At 73.9% G+C, this 15825-nt stretch carries 16 protein-coding genes and 1 pseudogene; 9 read left to right on the forward strand and 8 right to left on the reverse strand.

What is annotated here, in order from left to right:
* Nucleotides 1-72 precede the first annotated feature (72 nt).
* Both ACQZOG_RS07265 and ACQZOG_RS07270 read left to right on the forward strand, forming a co-directional pair.
* Complete coding sequence (locus tag ACQZOG_RS07265) at nucleotides 73-453, forward strand: hypothetical protein (RefSeq protein ID WP_033272834.1); 381 nt, start codon at nucleotides 73-75, stop codon at nucleotides 451-453.
* Between the two features lie 53 nt (nucleotides 454-506).
* Entirely contained in the window at nucleotides 507-1511 is a 1005-nt protein-coding gene (locus ACQZOG_RS07270) for an aldo/keto reductase (protein ID WP_261674944.1), read from the forward strand.
* 240 nt (nucleotides 1512-1751) lie between these two features.
* Here the strand turns inward: ACQZOG_RS07270 and ACQZOG_RS07275 are convergent, their stop codons facing one another.
* Entirely contained in the window at nucleotides 1752-2528 is a 777-nt protein-coding gene (locus ACQZOG_RS07275; protein ID WP_033272836.1) for an SDR family oxidoreductase, read from the reverse strand.
* Nucleotides 2529-2665: 137 nt separating this feature from the next.
* On the opposite strand from ACQZOG_RS07275, the gene ACQZOG_RS07280 reads away from it, so the two are divergent.
* A complete protein-coding gene (locus ACQZOG_RS07280; protein WP_037639218.1) occupies nucleotides 2666-4324 on the forward strand; it encodes an alkaline phosphatase D family protein in 1659 nt (552 codons plus the stop codon).
* On the opposite strand, the gene ACQZOG_RS07285 is transcribed toward ACQZOG_RS07280, so the two are convergent.
* On the reverse strand, nucleotides 4311-5336 hold the full coding sequence (locus tag ACQZOG_RS07285) for a Gfo/Idh/MocA family protein (protein ID WP_037639216.1): 1026 nt from the start codon (nucleotides 5334-5336) through the stop codon (nucleotides 4311-4313). The two genes, ACQZOG_RS07280 and ACQZOG_RS07285, sit on opposite strands and share 14 nt — an antisense overlap.
* Before the next feature lie 139 nt (nucleotides 5337-5475).
* Between ACQZOG_RS07285 and ACQZOG_RS07290 the strand changes: the two genes are divergently transcribed.
* The 4 genes from ACQZOG_RS07290 to ACQZOG_RS07305 all read left to right on the forward strand — a co-directional run bounded on the left by ACQZOG_RS07290 (nucleotide 5476) and on the right by ACQZOG_RS07305 (nucleotide 9626).
* Nucleotides 5476-6843 carry a multidrug effflux MFS transporter gene (locus ACQZOG_RS07290; RefSeq protein ID WP_037639214.1) on the forward strand — a complete coding sequence of 456 codons (1368 nt, stop codon included), beginning with the start codon at nucleotides 5476-5478 and terminating at the stop codon, nucleotides 6841-6843.
* On the forward strand, nucleotides 6804-7973 hold the full coding sequence (locus ACQZOG_RS07295; RefSeq protein WP_193454811.1) for a serine hydrolase domain-containing protein: 1170 nt from the start codon (nucleotides 6804-6806) through the stop codon (nucleotides 7971-7973). Before ACQZOG_RS07290 ends, ACQZOG_RS07295 begins: the two co-directional genes overlap by 40 nt.
* Nucleotides 7974-8054: 81 nt before the next feature.
* The gene (locus ACQZOG_RS07300) at nucleotides 8055-8459 is read left to right on the forward strand and encodes a hypothetical protein (protein WP_354792598.1); all 405 of its coding nucleotides are present in this window, start codon (nucleotides 8055-8057) and stop codon (nucleotides 8457-8459) included.
* A gap of 165 nt (nucleotides 8460-8624) precedes the next feature.
* Nucleotides 8625-9626 (forward strand): small ribosomal subunit Rsm22 family protein, encoded by a 1002-nt coding sequence (locus ACQZOG_RS07305; protein WP_382002817.1) that lies wholly within the window; start codon nucleotides 8625-8627, stop codon nucleotides 9624-9626.
* A gap of 7 nt (nucleotides 9627-9633) precedes the next feature.
* On the opposite strand, the gene ACQZOG_RS07310 is transcribed toward ACQZOG_RS07305, so the two are convergent.
* The gene (locus ACQZOG_RS07310; protein WP_430741383.1) at nucleotides 9634-9843 is read right to left on the reverse strand and encodes a DUF6243 family protein; all 210 of its coding nucleotides are present in this window, start codon (nucleotides 9841-9843) and stop codon (nucleotides 9634-9636) included.
* A gap of 120 nt (nucleotides 9844-9963) precedes the next feature.
* Here ACQZOG_RS07310 and ACQZOG_RS07315 point away from each other — a divergent pair, with 120 nt between their 5' ends.
* Nucleotides 9964-10584: a TetR/AcrR family transcriptional regulator gene (locus tag ACQZOG_RS07315; RefSeq protein ID WP_033272844.1), complete on the forward strand. Its 621-nt coding sequence runs from the start codon at nucleotides 9964-9966 to the stop codon at nucleotides 10582-10584.
* A 13-nt stretch (nucleotides 10585-10597) separates the two neighbouring features.
* Here the strand turns inward: ACQZOG_RS07315 and ACQZOG_RS07320 are convergent, their stop codons facing one another.
* The gene (locus ACQZOG_RS07320; protein WP_193454806.1) at nucleotides 10598-11479 is read right to left on the reverse strand and encodes a glycerophosphodiester phosphodiesterase; all 882 of its coding nucleotides are present in this window, start codon (nucleotides 11477-11479) and stop codon (nucleotides 10598-10600) included.
* Between the two features lie 215 nt (nucleotides 11480-11694).
* Between ACQZOG_RS07320 and ACQZOG_RS07325 the strand changes: the two genes are divergently transcribed.
* Nucleotides 11695-12429 carry a bifunctional DNA primase/polymerase gene (locus tag ACQZOG_RS07325; protein WP_037639209.1) on the forward strand — a complete coding sequence of 245 codons (735 nt, stop codon included), beginning with the start codon at nucleotides 11695-11697 and terminating at the stop codon, nucleotides 12427-12429.
* 15 nt (nucleotides 12430-12444) lie between these two features.
* On the opposite strand, the gene ACQZOG_RS07330 is transcribed toward ACQZOG_RS07325, so the two are convergent.
* The 4 genes and pseudogenes from ACQZOG_RS07330 to ACQZOG_RS07345 all read right to left on the reverse strand — a co-directional run bounded on the left by ACQZOG_RS07330 (nucleotide 12445) and on the right by ACQZOG_RS07345 (nucleotide 15824).
* Nucleotides 12445-13443: a hypothetical protein gene (locus tag ACQZOG_RS07330; protein ID WP_351032149.1), complete on the reverse strand. Its 999-nt coding sequence runs from the start codon at nucleotides 13441-13443 to the stop codon at nucleotides 12445-12447.
* Nucleotides 13418-13543, reverse strand: a pseudogene (locus ACQZOG_RS07335) (iron transporter); the annotation flags it as partial. The gene ACQZOG_RS07330 and the pseudogene ACQZOG_RS07335, both read right to left, overlap by 26 nt.
* Nucleotides 13544-13564: 21 nt before the next feature.
* Complete coding sequence (locus tag ACQZOG_RS07340) at nucleotides 13565-14386, reverse strand: heme ABC transporter ATP-binding protein (protein ID WP_167338177.1); 822 nt, start codon at nucleotides 14384-14386, stop codon at nucleotides 13565-13567.
* Between the two features lie 355 nt (nucleotides 14387-14741).
* Nucleotides 14742-15824 (reverse strand): FecCD family ABC transporter permease, encoded by a 1083-nt coding sequence (locus ACQZOG_RS07345; protein WP_033273150.1) that lies wholly within the window; start codon nucleotides 15822-15824, stop codon nucleotides 14742-14744.
* Nucleotide 15825 lies beyond the last annotated feature (1 nt).

The raw sequence follows: 15825 nt of genomic DNA on the forward strand, positions 1-15825 counted from the left end.
TCCCCAGGAGCCCGGGAGCTGGATACGACTCCCGGGCTCCGCCACGTCGTCGCTCCGCGAGAGGGTGGCCCCATGACGTATCTCGCCGTGTTCGAAGGGAAGGGCGGTCGGTCCGTCGACCGGTCCGTGCTGGCACGAGCCCTGCGGTCGGACTGGCCCGGCGCAGAGGTGCTCGTGAGCAGCGACGACGGCCCCGGACACGAGGTGCGGGACGTGACGTGGCTGTACGAGGAGGCGGGGGACCGCCTGGAAGGCTGCTCCCATGTCGACGGAACGTGCCTCTACCTCGAAGGACCGCTGCACCTCGCAGTCCGCTTCGCTGTCTTCTACCGACGCCTGGTCCCGTCGGCGGAGGAACTGATCCTCTGCGACGACTCCTACAGTTTCGACGTGACGATCACCGGGGAAGCGAGCCCCGAGAGCGTCGAACGGGCCGTGCGCGCAACATGGTGACAGGGCTCAGCCCCCTTGTCTTCGCGCGCACTCCAACTCCTACCGTCCCCCGTATGGAGTTCACACGCACACTGGGACGCAGCGGTATCCAGGTCAGCGCGCTCGGGTTCGGGTGCTGGGCCATCGGCGGGGAGTGGCAGGACGGTGCCGGGCAGCCGCTCGGGTGGGGGAAGGTCGACGACGAGGAGTCCGTGCGGGCGGTCCACCGGGCACTCGACCTCGGTGTCACCTTCTTCGACACCGCCGACGTCTACGGCGCCGGGCACAGCGAGCGGATCCTCGGCAGGGCGCTCGGCCCGCGGCGGGACGACGTCGTCGTCGCCACCAAGTGGGGCAACCTCTTCGACCCCGGCACCCGCACCGCCTCCGGCACCGACGACTCCCCGGAGCACCTCCGCCGCGCCCTGACCGCCTCCCTGCGCCGGCTCGGCACCGACCACGTCGACCTCTACCAGCTGCACCTCGCCGACGCCGATCCCGGCCGGGCGGCCGTGCTGCGGGACGCCTGCGAGGAACTGGTCGCGGAAGGGCTGATCCGGGCGTACGCCTGGAGCACCGACGACCCCGCCCGCGCCGCCGTCTTCGCCGAGGGGCCCCACTGCGCCGCCGTGCAGCACGCGCTCAACGTCCTCGACGACGCACCCGAGATGCTCCTGCTCTGCGAGAAGGCAGGCCTCGCGTCCGTCAACCGCAGCCCTCTCGCCATGGGGCTGCTCACCGGCAAGCACCGCGGCGGCCGGCCGCTCGAGGCCGGGGACATCCGCAGTCGCCCGCCCGCCTGGCTGCGGGGCTTCGGGGACGGCAGCGGCGCCGACCCCGAGTGGCTGGCCCGCGTCGACGCGCTGCGGGACATCCTCACCAGCGGCGGCCGCACGCTCTCCCAGGGTGCCCTGGCCTGGCTGTGGGCGCGCAGCCCGCGCACCGTGCCCATCCCCGGTTTCCGCTCCGTCGCCCAGGCCGAGGAGAACGCGGGCGCGCTCGCCGAGGGGCCGTTGACCGAGCAGCAGATGGCGGAGGTGGAGCGCATCCTCCAGCGACAGGAGGCAGGGGCCGCGTAAGACGTGCGGCAGCCGTTCCACCCGCCGGTGTGCACCCGCGGTCCCGCGCGGGCCCACCCCCAGCCGGCGGTGTGGAACGGCTGCCGCCTCCCCCCTGGATGTGGCCTGACGGAAGACCGCTGCCTCAACTGTGAAGCTTTGGTGCAGAGAAGTTGAGCATAGGTTCTCCACCGGCCGCAATGGGGCGGATGTGTTAATTCCGGATGTGGGGATCGCGGCGCGCCGACGGGGCGGGACGCCTCAGCCCCGCCCCACGTACGGCATCCCCGTCGCCAGCACCGTCGCGAACTGCACGTTCGCCTCCAGCGGCAGCTCCGCCATGTGCCGCACCGTGCGCGCCACGTCCGCGACGTCCATCACGGGCTCCGGCGCGATCTCCCCGTTCGCCTGCGGCACCCCCGCCCGCATGCGCTCCGTCATCTCCGTCGCCGCGTTGCCGATGTCGATCTGGCCCACCGCGATCCGGTACGGACGCCCGTCCAGCGCGAGCGACTTGGTCAGGCCCGTCAGCGCGTGCTTCGTGGCCGTGTAGGCGACCGACCGCGGGCGCGGGACGTGCGCCGACACCGAGCCGTTGTTGATGATCCGGCCGCCCTGCGGTGTCTGCCCCTTCATCTGCCGGTACGCCGCCTGCGCGCACAGGAACGCCCCGTTGAGGTTGGTGTCCACCACGTGCCGCCACGCCTCGTACGGCAGCTCCTCCACCGGCACCCCGCCGGGTCCCGACGTACCGGCGTTGTTGAACAGCAGGTCCAGCCGCCCGAAGCGCCCGACGGTCGCCGCGAACAGCGCTTCCACGTCCGCCGGCCGTGACACGTCCGTCGGCACGAGCAGGGTCTCCCCGCCGGCCGCCCGTGCCGTCTCCTCCAGCGTCTCCGCCCGGCGCCCGGCCAGCACCACCGACCAGCCGCCGCGCAGCAGTTCACGGGTCACCGCGCGTCCGATGCCGGAGCCCGCCCCGGTGACCACCGCGACCCCGGTCCGCCCGTCCCGTCCGTCCGTTTCCTTGGCGTTCATGGCACCGCAGCGTAGGCGAGGGTTCGCCATGCGGACCTCATGCGACCGTCATCCGGATGCGGTGTACGCGTCAACCCTGCGTCGTCCCCGGCCACTGCAATTCCTCCCGCACCCACCCGTCCGCCAGGGGAGGACCCATGACGCAGGACCTCACGACACCCCGTGCCGCCCGCCCGTCCCACGGCCCTGAACTCCGCGCCGCCGCCCGGCACATCGGCCGCCGGCGCTTCCTGACCGCCACCGGCGCCGCCGCCGCGGTCGCCTTCGCCGTCGGCGTGCCCGGCGCCGGCACCGCGGCCGCCGCCGAACTGGACACCGCGCGGCTCACCGACGACCCCTTCACCCTCGGCGTCGCCTCCGGTGACCCGCACCCCGACTCGGTGCTGCTGTGGACCCGCCTCGCGCCCGCCCCGTACCAGGCCGACGGCGGGCTGCCCGCACGCCGTGTGACCGTCGAGTGGGAGATCGCCCTCGACGCCCGGTTCCGCAGCGTCGTCAGACGCGGCAAGGCCGACGCCCACCCGGAGTTCCACCACACCGTGCACGTCGAGGCGGGCGGGCTCGCCCCCGGCCGCCTCTACCACTACCGGTTCCGCGCCGGCCGCTTCGTCAGCCCCGCCGGCCGCACCCGCACCGCGCCCGCCCCGCGCAGCCGCGCCGGCGCGCTCACCTTCGGCATCGTCTCCTGCCAGCGCTACGACCAGGGCTACTACACCGCCTACCGGCACCTCGCCCAGGAGGACCTCGACGTCGTCCTCCACCTCGGCGACTACCTCTACGAGTACGCCGTCAACGACGTCGCCGGCGCCCGCGCCTACCCGGCCGGCACCCTGCCCTCCGGCCTCTTCAACCACGAGACCGTCACCCTGGAGGACTACCGGCTGCGGTACGCCCTCTACAAGTCCGACCCCGACCTCAGGGCCGCGCACGCCGCACACCCCTTCGTCGTCACCTGGGACGACCACGAGACCGAGAACAACTACGCCGGTGACACCCCCGAGAACAGCGTCCCGCCGGAGGAGTTCCTGCTGCGCCGGGCCGCCGCCTACCGCGCCTACTGGGAGAACATGCCGCTGCGCCGGCCCCAGCTCCCCGAGGGTCCCGACCTGAAGCTGTACCGCCGGCTGCACTGGGGCCGCCTCGCCCAGTTCGACGTGCTCGACACCCGGCAGTACCGCTCCAACCAGGCCTACGGCGACGGCTGGCAGTACCCGGGCCCCGAGTCCGAGAACCCCGCGCGCACCCTCACCGGCGCCGCCCAGGAGCGCTGGCTGCTCGACGGCTGGCGGCGATCCGACGCGGTGTGGAACGTCGTGCCGCAGCAGGTCACCTTCTCCCAGCGGCTGGACAGGCCCACCCCGCCCGCCAAGGTCTCCATGGACTCCTGGGACGGCTACCCGGCCTCCCGCGAGCGCGTCCTGGCCGGCGCGCAGGCCGCCGGCGTCGAGAACCTGATGGTCCTCACCGGCGACGTGCACGTCCACTACGGCTTCGACATCAAGCGCGACTTCTCCGACCCCGGCTCGAAGACCGTGGGCACCGAGATCGTCACCACCTCCGTCACCAGCGGCGGCAACGGGTCGGAGAAACCCGCCAACTGGGGCGACCTGACCGCCGCCAACCCGCACATGCGGTTCTACAACGGCCTGCGCGGCTACACGACCGTCACCCTCGGCCGGGAGCAGGCACGCGCCGACTTCAAGACGGTGCCTCACGTCACCACGCAGGGCGCGCCGCTCACCACCGCCGCCTCCTTCGTCACGGAGGCGGGGGAGCCGGGGCTCAAGCCGGCGTGACCGCCGTGCCGTCCGCCTCCTCGGCCGGGTAGCGGACGCCGACGCGGTCCCGGATCGCGTCGAGCGTCCGCATCACGGCGAGGGTGCCGTCCAGCGGGACCACCGGTGACTCCGTCTCCCCGGCCCGCAGCGCGCGCATCACCTCCGCCGCCTCGTGCTTGAGGCTCTCCCGGGGCCCGTCGGCCGGGTCGGCGGCGAACTCCTCGGCGTCCCGGCCGTCCCGGTGCAGCACGAACCGCTCCGGGAAGAAGAAGCCGTTCGGGATGTCGATGCGCCCCTCGGACCCGGTGACCGAGGCGGAGGTGGCCGTGCCGCCGACGATGGAGCAGTGCACCGAGGCGAGGGCGCCGTTCTCCCAGGACAGCAGCGCCCCCGTCTGGAGGTCGACGCCCTCCTCGGAGAGCGTCGCCCGCGCGACGACGTCCGACGGCTCGCCGAGCAGCAGATGAGCGAACGACACCGGGTACACCCCGAGGTCCAGCAGCGCGCCGCCGCCGAGCGCGGGGTCACGCAGCCGGTGCGTCGCCGGGAACGGGCCGGCGAGACCGAAGTCCGCCTGCACGTGCCGCACTTCACCGATCGCGCCGTCGGCGACCAGCGCCTTGAGACGGCGCACCATGGGGTGGCAGTACATCCACATGGCCTCCATCAGGAAGCGTCCGCCGTCCCGCGCCAGCGCGACCAGCTCGGCGGCCTCACGCGAGTTCAGCGTGAACGGCTTCTCGCACAGCACGTGCTGTCCGGCCTCCAGCATCATCCCGGCGGCCGCGCGGTGCGCCGAGTGCGGGGTGGCGACGTACACGACGTCGAGGTCTTCGTCCGCCGCGAGCGCCTCCCAGTCGCCGTAGGCGCGCGGTATGCCGAACCGGTCGGCGAAGGTCTTCGCGGACTCCACCGAGCGGGACGCCACCGCGACGACCTCGGCGTCGGGCATGTCCACCAGGTCCGCCGTGAACGTCGCGGCCATGCCGCCGGTCGCCAGGATCCCCCAGCGCACCTTCTGCTCTGTCATCCGTCCCACCCTGATCGTGTCGTTCGCCGTATCGTCGACGATGGCCGATGGAAGCGCTCCCATGACATCGTCGTCGACGCCGAGCACTCCGTACGAGCTGAGAGCATAGGGAGCCAACGGCGTGAAAAGGGAGGGGCACATGCCCGAGGGTGGGGCGTCCATATCGAAATCGACCCATAACGGGACGGGTGCGGGTGCGGGGGCGGAGGCGGTGGCCCCTCCGGGCGAGGCGGTGGCCCCTCCGGGCGCGGCGGCGGCTCCGCCGGGACGGCGCACCGGCGGCGGGGCGTCCCGGGCCGGTCTGCTCGTCACCTTCATCCTCGGCGGCCTCACCGCCGTGACGCCGCTGGCGATGGACATGTATCTCCCGGCCCTGCCGGAGGTCACCCGGTCGCTGAGCGCGCCCGCCGCGACGGTCCAGCTCACCCTCACCGCGTGCCTGGCCGGCATGGCGCTCGGGCAGCTCGTGGTCGGCCCGATGAGCGACCGCTGGGGCCGGCGCCGACCGCTGCTCGTCGGGCTCGTCATCTACGTCGTGGCCACCGCGCTGTGCGCCTTCGCGCCGACCGTCGAACTCCTCGTCGCCTGCCGGCTGGCGCAGGGCCTCGCGGGCGCGGCCGGCATCGTCATCGCGCGGGCGGTCGCCCGCGACCTGTACGACGGCGTCGCCCTGGCCCGCTTCTTCTCGACCCTCATGCTGATCTCCGGCATGGCGCCGATCCTGGCGCCGCTGATCGGGGGTCAGGTGCTGCGGTTCACGGACTGGCGGGGCGTCTTCGTCGTCCTCACGGTCCTCGGCGTGCTGCTGACGGCGCTCGTGTGGGCGAAGCTCCCCGAGACGCTGGACCCCGCCGACCGGCACGGCGGCAACGTCCGCGAGGCCCTCGCGCCGATGCGCCGGCTGCTCGCCGACCGGGTCTTCGCCGGCTACATGCTCGCGGGCGGCTTCGCCTTCGCCTCCCTCTTCGCGTACGTCGCCGCCTCCCCGTTCGTCATGCAGGAGATCTACGGCGCCTCCCCGCAGACCTTCAGCCTGCTGTTCGGGCTGAACTCGATCGGCCTGATGATCATGGGGCAGGTCAACGGGAAGATCCTGGTCGGGCGGGTCCGGCTGGACAAGGCGCTCGGCGCGGGACTCGCCGTGGTGGTCGCCGCCGCGACGGCGCTGCTGCTGATGTCGCTGGGGGTGTTCGGCGAGACGGGCCTGGTGCCGGTCGCCGCGGCGCTGTTCGTGCTGATGTCGTCCATGGGTGTCGTCATGCCCAACACGCAGACGCTCCCGCTGATGCGGGCCCGGCACGCGGCCGGCTCCGCGTCCGCCCTGCTCGGCACGACGTCCTTCCTCATCGGCGCGATCGCCTCCCCGCTGGTCGGCATCGCCGGTGAGGACACCGCCGTCCCGATGGCCGTCGTCCAGTTGGTCTCCGCCCTGGTGGCGACGGCCTGCTTCCTGGGAATGTGCCGCCCGTGGAAGACCGGGACGAGCACGAAGGGCGGGGGCGTCTGAGCACCCCGCGACTGCGCCGGGGCACCCCGGAACGCGCCGGGCTGGACGCCGCCGAACTGCGGCGTCTGGTCCGGGAGGTCCGCGCCCGCACCGAGGGGAGCCGCCCCTGGGCCGCGGGCGCGGTGGTCGTCGTCGGACGCGGTCCGGTGGTCGCGGTGGAGGAGGCGGCGGGCTGGGCGGTGCGCTACGCCCGCTACGACGAGCAGGCGGACGCGCCGGTCGACCTCCCGCCCGGGCAGCGGGTGCCGGCGACCGTGGACACCCCCTTCGACCTGGCCTCCGTCACCAAGCTGTTCACGGCGGTGGCCGCGGTGCAGCAGATCGAGCGGGGCACGCTGGGGCTCGACGCGCGCGTCGGCACGTACCTGCCGGACTTCACGGCCGCCGTACGGCACGGCGTCACCGTGCGCCACCTGCTCACCCACACCTCCGGGCTCCGCCCCGAACTCCCCCTGTACGACTGCGCCGACGACGCGGAACGCCTGGCGCTGCTGCGCGCGGAACGGCCGGTCGCCGCACCCGGCACGTACTGCTACTCCGACCTCAACATGCTGCTGCTCCAGCACGTCCTGGAGCGGCTCACCGGCCGCGCCCTCGACGTCCTGGTGCGCGAGGGCATCACGCGGCCGCTCGGCATGGACGCGACCGGCTTCGGACCGTGCCCGTCGGCGGCGGCGACCGAGGACCAGCGGCGGCCCTGGGCCAAGGCGGACCGGGGGATGCTGCGGGGCGAGGTGCACGACGAGAACGCCTGGGCGCTGGGCGGGGTCGCCGGCCACGCCGGCCTCTTCTCCACGGCGGGGGACCTCGCGGTCTTCTGCCGCACCCTGCTGGCGGGCGGCTCCTACGGCCCGGCCCGCGTCCTCGGCCCGGACCACGTGGACCTCATGCTCCGCCCTCCTGGCCTCGGTTTCGCCGTCGACCAGCCGTACTTCATGGGCGCCCTGGCGGGCCACGGCGCGGCGGGCCACTCCGGCTTCACCGGCACGTCCCTGGTCCTCGACCGGGCCACCGACACCTTCGTCGTCCTCCTCGCCAACACGGTCCACCCCCGCCGCCCCACCCCACCCGACAGCACACCCCGCGCGGAGACGGCGACACGGGTGGCACGGGCGGTACGGGGGAGATGAGGGCACTGCCTCACGGCAGCGCGCGGAACGGGCTCACGCCCGGGCGTCGCACCGGTGCCCCCGGGCTGCTTGAATGCCGCGGTGATCACAAGCGTGTGCGCCGTCGCGGCCGGCGGGCTGACGACGTGGCTGGTGGTGAACCGGGGCATACGGCGCCGCGACGAGCGGTCCGCGCGGGGTGAGGTGATCGAGGTGCCGTGCATGCTGCGGCACCCCGCCCGCGAGGGGCGGTGGCTGCGGGGACGGATGGCGGTGGGGTCGTCCACGGTCGCCTGGAAGCCGCGTACGAGGGCCGGGGCGAAGGTGCCTGGACCGGCCGTGTTGCGGCAGGTCGGCACGCGTGCGCCTGCGTGGCGCGAAGGACTGAGGGTGAACCCCCGGTGCACGATCGTCGCGTGCGACTCCTCCGTGGGCGTCGTCGAGATCGCCGTGATGCCGCGCGATCTGGGGCACCTGCTCCTCGCCCTGGAGCGGAGCGCGACGTGATGAGGGTGCGGGCACCGATGTGCGCCGGGTGTACTCGTGCGCCGGGTGTCGTGCGGTGCTGACGGGCTTTCCGTCGCGTCCGTACGGACGAGAGGCCAGCGGGCCCCCGGCCCGCGGGGCCGAGCGCGGCACAGGCGTCCCCGGAGGGGGCCGTAGAATTTCCGGGTGAACGCCCCCGCCTCCCTCCCCACCGCCGACTCCCTGCGTGCCGCCCTCAGCGGGCTGCTGGACGGGATTCCCGCGCGGCAGGCCGGTCAGGCCGTCGAGCGGCTGATCGGGCACTACCGGGGCGCCACCCCCACCGACGCCCCCATCCTGCGCGACCGCGCCGACGTGGCCGCGTACGCCGCGTACCGGATGCCCGCCACCTTCGAGGCGGTGCACGCGGCGCTGCGGGCCTTCGCCGACGCCGTGCCCGGGTGGGCGCCCGGGAGCCACGTCGACGTGGGCGGCGGGACCGGCGCGGCGGCGTGGGCGGTGAGCGCGACCTGGGACGGGGAGCGTCCGGTGACCGTGCTGGACTGGGCCGCGCCCGCGCTCGACCTCGGCCGTGAACTGGCCGCCGGTCACCCCGCCCTGCGCGACGCCCGCTGGGAGCGCGCCCGGATCGGATCCACGCTCACCCTGGAGCCGGCCGACCTCGTCACCGTCTCCTACGTGCTCAACGAACTCACCTCCGCCGACCGCGCCGCGCTCGTCGACGCGGCCGCCGGCGCCGCGCGGGCCGTGGTCGTCGTGGAGCCCGGCACCCCCGACGGCTACGCCCGCATGATCGAGGCCCGCGACCGTCTCGTCACCGCCGGCTTCCAGGTGGCCGCGCCCTGCCCGCACAGCGCGTCCTGCCCGATCGTGCCCGGCACCGACTGGTGCCACTTCTCGGCCCGGGTCAGCCGCTCCTCACTGCACCGCCAGATCAAGGGCGGCACCCTCGCCTACGAGGACGAGAAGTTCAGCTACGTCGCCGCGACCCGGCTGCCGGTCACCCCGGCCCCCGCCCGCGTCGTCCGCAAGCCCCAGATCCGCAAGGGCCAGGTCCTCCTCGACCTCTGCGAGACGGACCCGGCCCTGAACCGCGCCACGGTCACCAAGCGCCACGGCGCCCTCTACCGCGCGGCCCGCGACACGGACTGGGGCGACCCCTGGCCGCCGCCGTCCGCACAGGACTGACACACCGTCACCCCTGCTCCTGCTCCTGCTTCTGCTCCGACTTCTGTTCCTTCTCCGCGTCGCGCTGCTCCTGGAGCTTGCGCAGCAGCGCGCGCTTCTGGGCCTGGGGGTCCGTGCCGCCGCCGATGCGGCCGGCCGGGCCCCCGCCGCGCAGGGCCTTGCGGCCCAGGTGCTGCCGGGCGCCACCGACGCCCAGCATGTTTCCGCCTCGAGCCATGAGGGGCTCCCTTCCGACAGTCGACAGTCACGCTATGGAAACGAGACGGTTCGTCTCGCTTTCCAGCCGTACCAGCGTCCGGCGAGACGCTGCGTCTTGTCAACCTGATAAGTTCGGGCCATGGCCAAGAATCAGTCGTCCGTCCCCGACACCTCGCGCCGCAGCGAGCGGTCCCGTCGCGCCATCTACGACGCCGCCCTCGCCCTCGTCGCCGAGGTGGGGTACCCGAAGACCACCATCGAGGGGATCGCCTCCCGCGCCGGCGTCGGCAAGCAGACGATCTACCGCTGGTGGCCGTCGAAGGCGGACGTGCTGCTCGAGGCGTTCCTCGACCTGAGCGGCCAGGCCGCCGAGGCCGCCGGCCAGAAGCCGTACACCATCCCCGACACCGGGGACCTCGCCGCCGACCTCAAGAACGTCCTGCGCGCCACGGTCGACGAACTGGGCAACCCCGCCTTCGAGGCGCCCTCCCGCGCCCTGGCCGCCGAGGGCGTCGTCAACGAGGAGCTCGGCCGCCGCTTCGTCGCCCAGCTCCTGGAACCCCAGCTCCAGCTGTACGTCGACCGGCTGCGCGCCGCGCAGGAGACCGGGGAGGTCCGCCCCGACGTCGACCCGCGCATCGCCCTGGAACTCTTCGTCTCCCCGCTCGCCCAGCGCTGGCTCCAGTACACCGGCCCGATCACCTACGAGTACACCGACACCCTCGTCGACTACGCCCTCCACGGCCTCGCCCCCCGCTGACCGGCCCCGCCCCTCAGCGTCCCGTCACCGAGCTGACCGGCCCCGGCACCCGCGTCCGGTACCGCGCCAGCCGCCCCGGCGCGTCCGTGAGGACGCCGTCGCAGCCGAGCGCCAGGGCGCGGTCGCGCTGGGCCGGGGTGACGACGGTGTGCGCCCACACCCGGGGGACCCCCGACCGGACCGCCCGCTTCACGTCCCCGTCCCGCGCCCGGATGTCGACGTCCAGCAGGTCGACGAAGGAACGCCACTCCTCCGGCCGGTCGGTGCGCATCTGCTCGGCCGAGCGCCACAGCTGGGTCAGCAGCCCCAGCCGGTGGACCCGCGCCGCCACCCGGGGGTGGTTGGTGTTGACGAACACCGACCGGGTCAGCCCCCGCTCCCGGATCATCCCGGCCACCCGCTCCAGACCGGCCGGGTCCTTCAGCTCCAGCATCAGCAGGACCCGCCCGCCCAGCCGGTCCAGCACCTCCTCCACCGTCGGCGGCCGCTCCGACCGCCAGCTCCCCGGCAGCCGGTCGCGCGGGCGCAGCCGCACCCCCTTCCACTCCTCCGCGTCCAGCTTCCGCACCTCCCCGCCCAGGAAGGTCGTACGGTTCAGGGTCGCGTCGTGGAAGACCACCGGCGTGCCGTCCCGCAGCACCCGGGTGTCGAAGTCCAGCACCTGCGCCGTACCGCGCCGGTACGCCGCCATCAGCCCCGACATGCTGTTCTCCGGCACCTCGCGTGCCCCGCCGCGATGCGCCACGTACGTCACCCGGGGCAGCGAGTCCACCGTCAGCGGGCCGTCGCCCCACTCCAGCGGGGGCGAGCCGCCGTGCCCCGTGAGTGTCAGCGCCGCGAGGGACACCACGGACACCAGGGCGGCCGGCGCCGACGACGCGATCCACGTGATCATGACGCCACGGTAGGCAGGCGCATCAGGGCGGACCGAGCACCGACACCCGGTCCGCGGCCTCCCGGCGGATGTCCTGTTCGCCCCACCGGTCAGCTTGCGCCCGGTGCCGTCACCCTCGTCCCACCTGCGGTGATTAGGCGCTTCGGGCCCCCGATGCGCACGATCGTGGGACCATAGGGCATGCTGGAGCGCACGACGGCGAGGCGAGGGGATAGATGAGCGCGGACTTCGGCGGCCGGAGCGGCCGGCAGGGCAAACTCTCCCAGTGGCTGCGAGGACGCCGCCCGAAGCAGGCCGCCGGAGACGACGGCCGTGAGACCCTGCTGCTCGCCGCCGCCGGAGCGGGACTGCCCCTCGCGCCCGCCGCGCACCCCGCCGGCTACCGCTGTTCCTGCGACCGCGTGGGCTGTCCCACCCCCGCCCGGCACCCGGTGTCCTTCGCCTGGCAGACCCAGTCGACCACCGACCACGCCCAGATCGAGCGCTGGGCCCGCCACCAGCCGCAGGCGAACTTCATCACCGCCACGGGCATGGTGCACGACGTCCTCGACGTCCCCCTCGACGCGGGCCGCGAGGCCCTGGACCGCCTGCTGGAGGCCGGGGTCGAGGTCGGTCCGGTCGCCGAGAGCGACGACGGCCGCCTGCTGTTCTTCACCCTCACCCGGGGCACCCCCGAGGACGAGGACGAGTGGTGGCCCTGCGAGCTGGACTGCCATCCCGAGACCATGGACGAGCATCCCGGACTGCGCTGGCACTGCCGGGGCTCCTACGTCCTCGTCCCGCCCGCCCGCCTCCCCGGCGACGACGACCCGTCGGTCCGCTGGGTACGCGGCCTCGAGCATCCGCTGCCCGACCCGCTGAGCCTGCTGGAGTACCTCACGGACGCCTGCGCCCGGTACGCGGACGGCCGCCCCGACCCCACCGGGGCCGCCTGGCCCCTGCGCCACTGACCGACCCGGCCGGTCCTACTCGCCCTTCGCGGACGTCAGCCCCTGGATCCGCCCCAGCACCCGCACCGGCCCGTCCGCCGGGTCCAGCGCCACCTCGTTCGAGACGAACTCCATCGTCAGGGACTGACGTATCTCCCCGCTGGTCAGCGCCAGCACGTCCTTGTTCGGCGTCGGCACCGTCGCCCCGGCCGCCGCCGTCTGCTTCTCGAAGTGCCGCGTCGTGAAGAACACCAGCGCCCCGCCGTCCGCCGTGCGCAGCGCCAGCGGCGCGTAGTCGCCGTTCACCAGCGGCTCGTCGATGTACTGCGTGGCCAGACCAGGCCGCACCGACTTCTTCTTCCGGGTGTCCCGCCACCCGGAGGTGTGCGGGCCCTCCGCGAAACCTTCCCCGCCGTCCTTCAGGTACGTGGCGTACTTCTGACTCAACTCGCCCGGTGCGACCGCCACTTCGCCGGAGTTCGCCGGGACGGTCTCGGCCCAGCCGTCCTTGTCCGTCTTGAACTCCGGTACGTCGTCCGGCGAGACCAGCGTCAGGTACGCCACCTCCCACGGGTCGTCCAGTGCGTCGCGGGTGAACACCAGCAGCCAGCGGACGTCACCGCCCTTGTTGGCGGCGGTGTCGGCGAGGAACCAGCGCGGCCAGCCCGCCTTGGCAGGGATGGTGAACTTCGCGTCGGTCAGCTCCAGTGGCGCGTGACTCGGGTTGCCGTCCGGGTTGTTGACCTTCCCCGCCTTCAGCCGGGCCCCGTCGATGTCGGCGAGCGCGCCGGTGGTGCGGTCGGCGTCCAGGGAGGAGTCGTACGCCTTGTCGGCGGCGTTGTACGCGGCCGTGAACTCCTTGAGCGCCTCGGCGGCTTCGGCGCGGGTGGTCGCCGGGAGCACCTCGCGCTCGCCGTGCACCACCACACAGCCGCTCGCCGTCAGCGCCAGCGCGGTCACGGAAGCCGCCACCAGCGCGGTGCGGCGAGGCCCGCGGAGTCCGTGGAGCCTACGAAGACCGAGATCCCTGCTCATCCGGTTGCTTCACCTTCCCCTTCCCGGAGGCGAACCCTACCGGGACGCCCGCACCGCAGGACGCGGGGACCGGCCACAGCGGCCACACCGTGACCTGAACCGCCTGACGGAGCACCGGTCCTCACCACTCCCGCACGGGCAGCACCAGCACCGCTCCCGTCCGCGGATGCGGGAGGACCTCGACCGGCTGGTCGTAGACCTCCGACAGCAGGGACGCCGTGAAGATCTCCTCCGGGGGGCCGTCCGCCGCGACGCGGCCCGCGCGCAGGACCGCCACGCGGTGGGCGTAGGCCGCGGCGAGGCCGAGGTCGTGGAGGACCACCACCACCGCGTCCCCGGCCCGCGCCCGCTCCCGGCACAGCCGCAGCACCAGTTCCTGGTGGCGCAGGTCGAGCGCGGCCGTCGGCTCGTCGAGCATCAGCAGCGGCGCGCGCTGGGCGAGCACCCGGGCGAGCGCTACCCGCGCGCGTTCGCCGCCGCTCAGCGCGGAGAACGGCCGCGCCGCGAACGCGGTCACCTCGGTCGCCGCCATCGCCCCGGCGACGGCCGCCTCGTCGTCCTCCGGGTCCAGCGCCGCCCAGGGCGCCCGTCCCATCCGTACGACCTCCTCCACCGAGAAGGGGAAGCTCAGCGCGGACGACTGGGGCAACACCGCACGGCGCAGGGCGAGTTCGGGGGCGGACCAGTCCGACACCGGGCGCCCGTGGATCCGTACGACACCGCCCGCGGGCGCGATGTCGGCGGCGAGGGCGCCGAGCAGGGTGGACTTGCCGGCCCCGTTGGGCCCGACCAGCGCGAGCACCTCGCCCGCGCGGACGGCGACGTCCACGCCGTGGAGGACGTCCCGGGCGCCGAGACGCACGTGCAGGGCTTCGGCCGCGGCGAGGATGTCGCCGGGGGAGACGGGAGACGGAGGAACGGGACGGGAACGAAGCAGAAGCACGGAAGGACCTTCCAGACAGACCCCCTCAGGGGCGCGGGGAACGGCGCGCCCGGCCCCCACGGCCCCGCGGACGACGCGGGACCGGAGGCCGGGGCGCTTGGAACGCCCTCAGGGGCGCGGGGAACTGCGCGACCGGCCCCCACGGCCCCGCGGACGACGCGGGACCGGAGGCCGGGGCGCTTGGAACGCCCTCAGGGGCGCGGGGAACGGCGCGACCAGCCCTCACCGCCCCGCGGACAACACGCGACGCGGCACCGGAGGCCGGGGCGCTTGGACGTACGGCAAGACGAACACCCTCAGGGGCGCGGGGAACTGCGCGACCGGCCCCCACCCCCGCCGCAGACGGGACACAACCTCACGCCCACCCCCCGTGCCGCCGCCGAGTCCTCCGCAGCAGCCAGAAGAAGAAAGGGCTGCCGAGCAGCGCCGTCAGCACCCCCAGAGGCAGCTCCGCCGGCGAGGCGACCGTACGGGCCGCCAGGTCCGCCGCCACCAGCACCAGCGCACCCAGCAGCGCGCTGCCCGGCAGCAGGAACCGGTGCCCGGGACCGGCGGCCATCCGCAGCAGATGCGGCACGACCAGCCCGACGAAGCCGATGATGCCGGACACGCTCACCGCGGCCGCGGTCAGCAGCGCGATCACCAGCACCAGCACGATCCGCAGCCGCTCCACGTCCACCCCCAGGTGGCGGGCGGGCCGCTCGCCCAGCGCCAGCAGGTCCAGGCGGCGGGCGTACAAGGGCGCGACGCCCAGCCCGAGTACCGCGCACGGCAGCACCGCCAGCACCTTCGGCCAGGTCGCCTGGGACAGCGAGCCGAGCTGCCAGAAGGTGATCTGGTTGACGGCTGCGGTGTCCGCGAAGAACAGGAACAGCCCGATCAGCGCGCCCGCGAAGGCGTTCACCGCGATACCGGTGAGGATCAGCGTCACCACCTCGGTGCGCCCGCCCGACCGGGACATCGCGTACACGAGGAGCACGGTGACGAGACCGGCGACGAACGCGAGGATGGAGACGGTCCAGTTGCCCGCGAAGTTCAACCCCAGCGCGATGGCGGCCACCGCGCCGACCGCCGCGCCGGAGGAGACACCGATGACGCCGGGTTCGGCGAGCGGGTTGCCGAACACGCCCTGCATCAGCGCGCCCGCACACCCCAGCGACGCCCCCACGAGCAGGGCGAGCACGATGCGCGGGAAGCGTACGTTCCACAGCACGGACTCGGCGACCCGGTCCAGTTCGGTGCCGCCGAGGCCCAACCGGTGCTGCACGGAGGCGATCACGTCCCCGACGGGCACGGGATAGGCGCCGGTGTGGGCCGCCACGGGCACGAGCACGACGAGGGCGGTGACAAGCCCCGCCGTGAGCAGCCACGGAACGCCGCGGCGCCGGGCGGGCGGGGCGGCCTCCCGGGGTTCCGTGCCGGAAGGTGTCTTGGTCAGG

This window comes from Streptomyces sp. P13-3-3, assembly GCF_050571355.1.
Lineage (GTDB): Bacteria > Actinomycetota > Actinomycetes > Streptomycetales > Streptomycetaceae > Streptomyces > Streptomyces althioticus.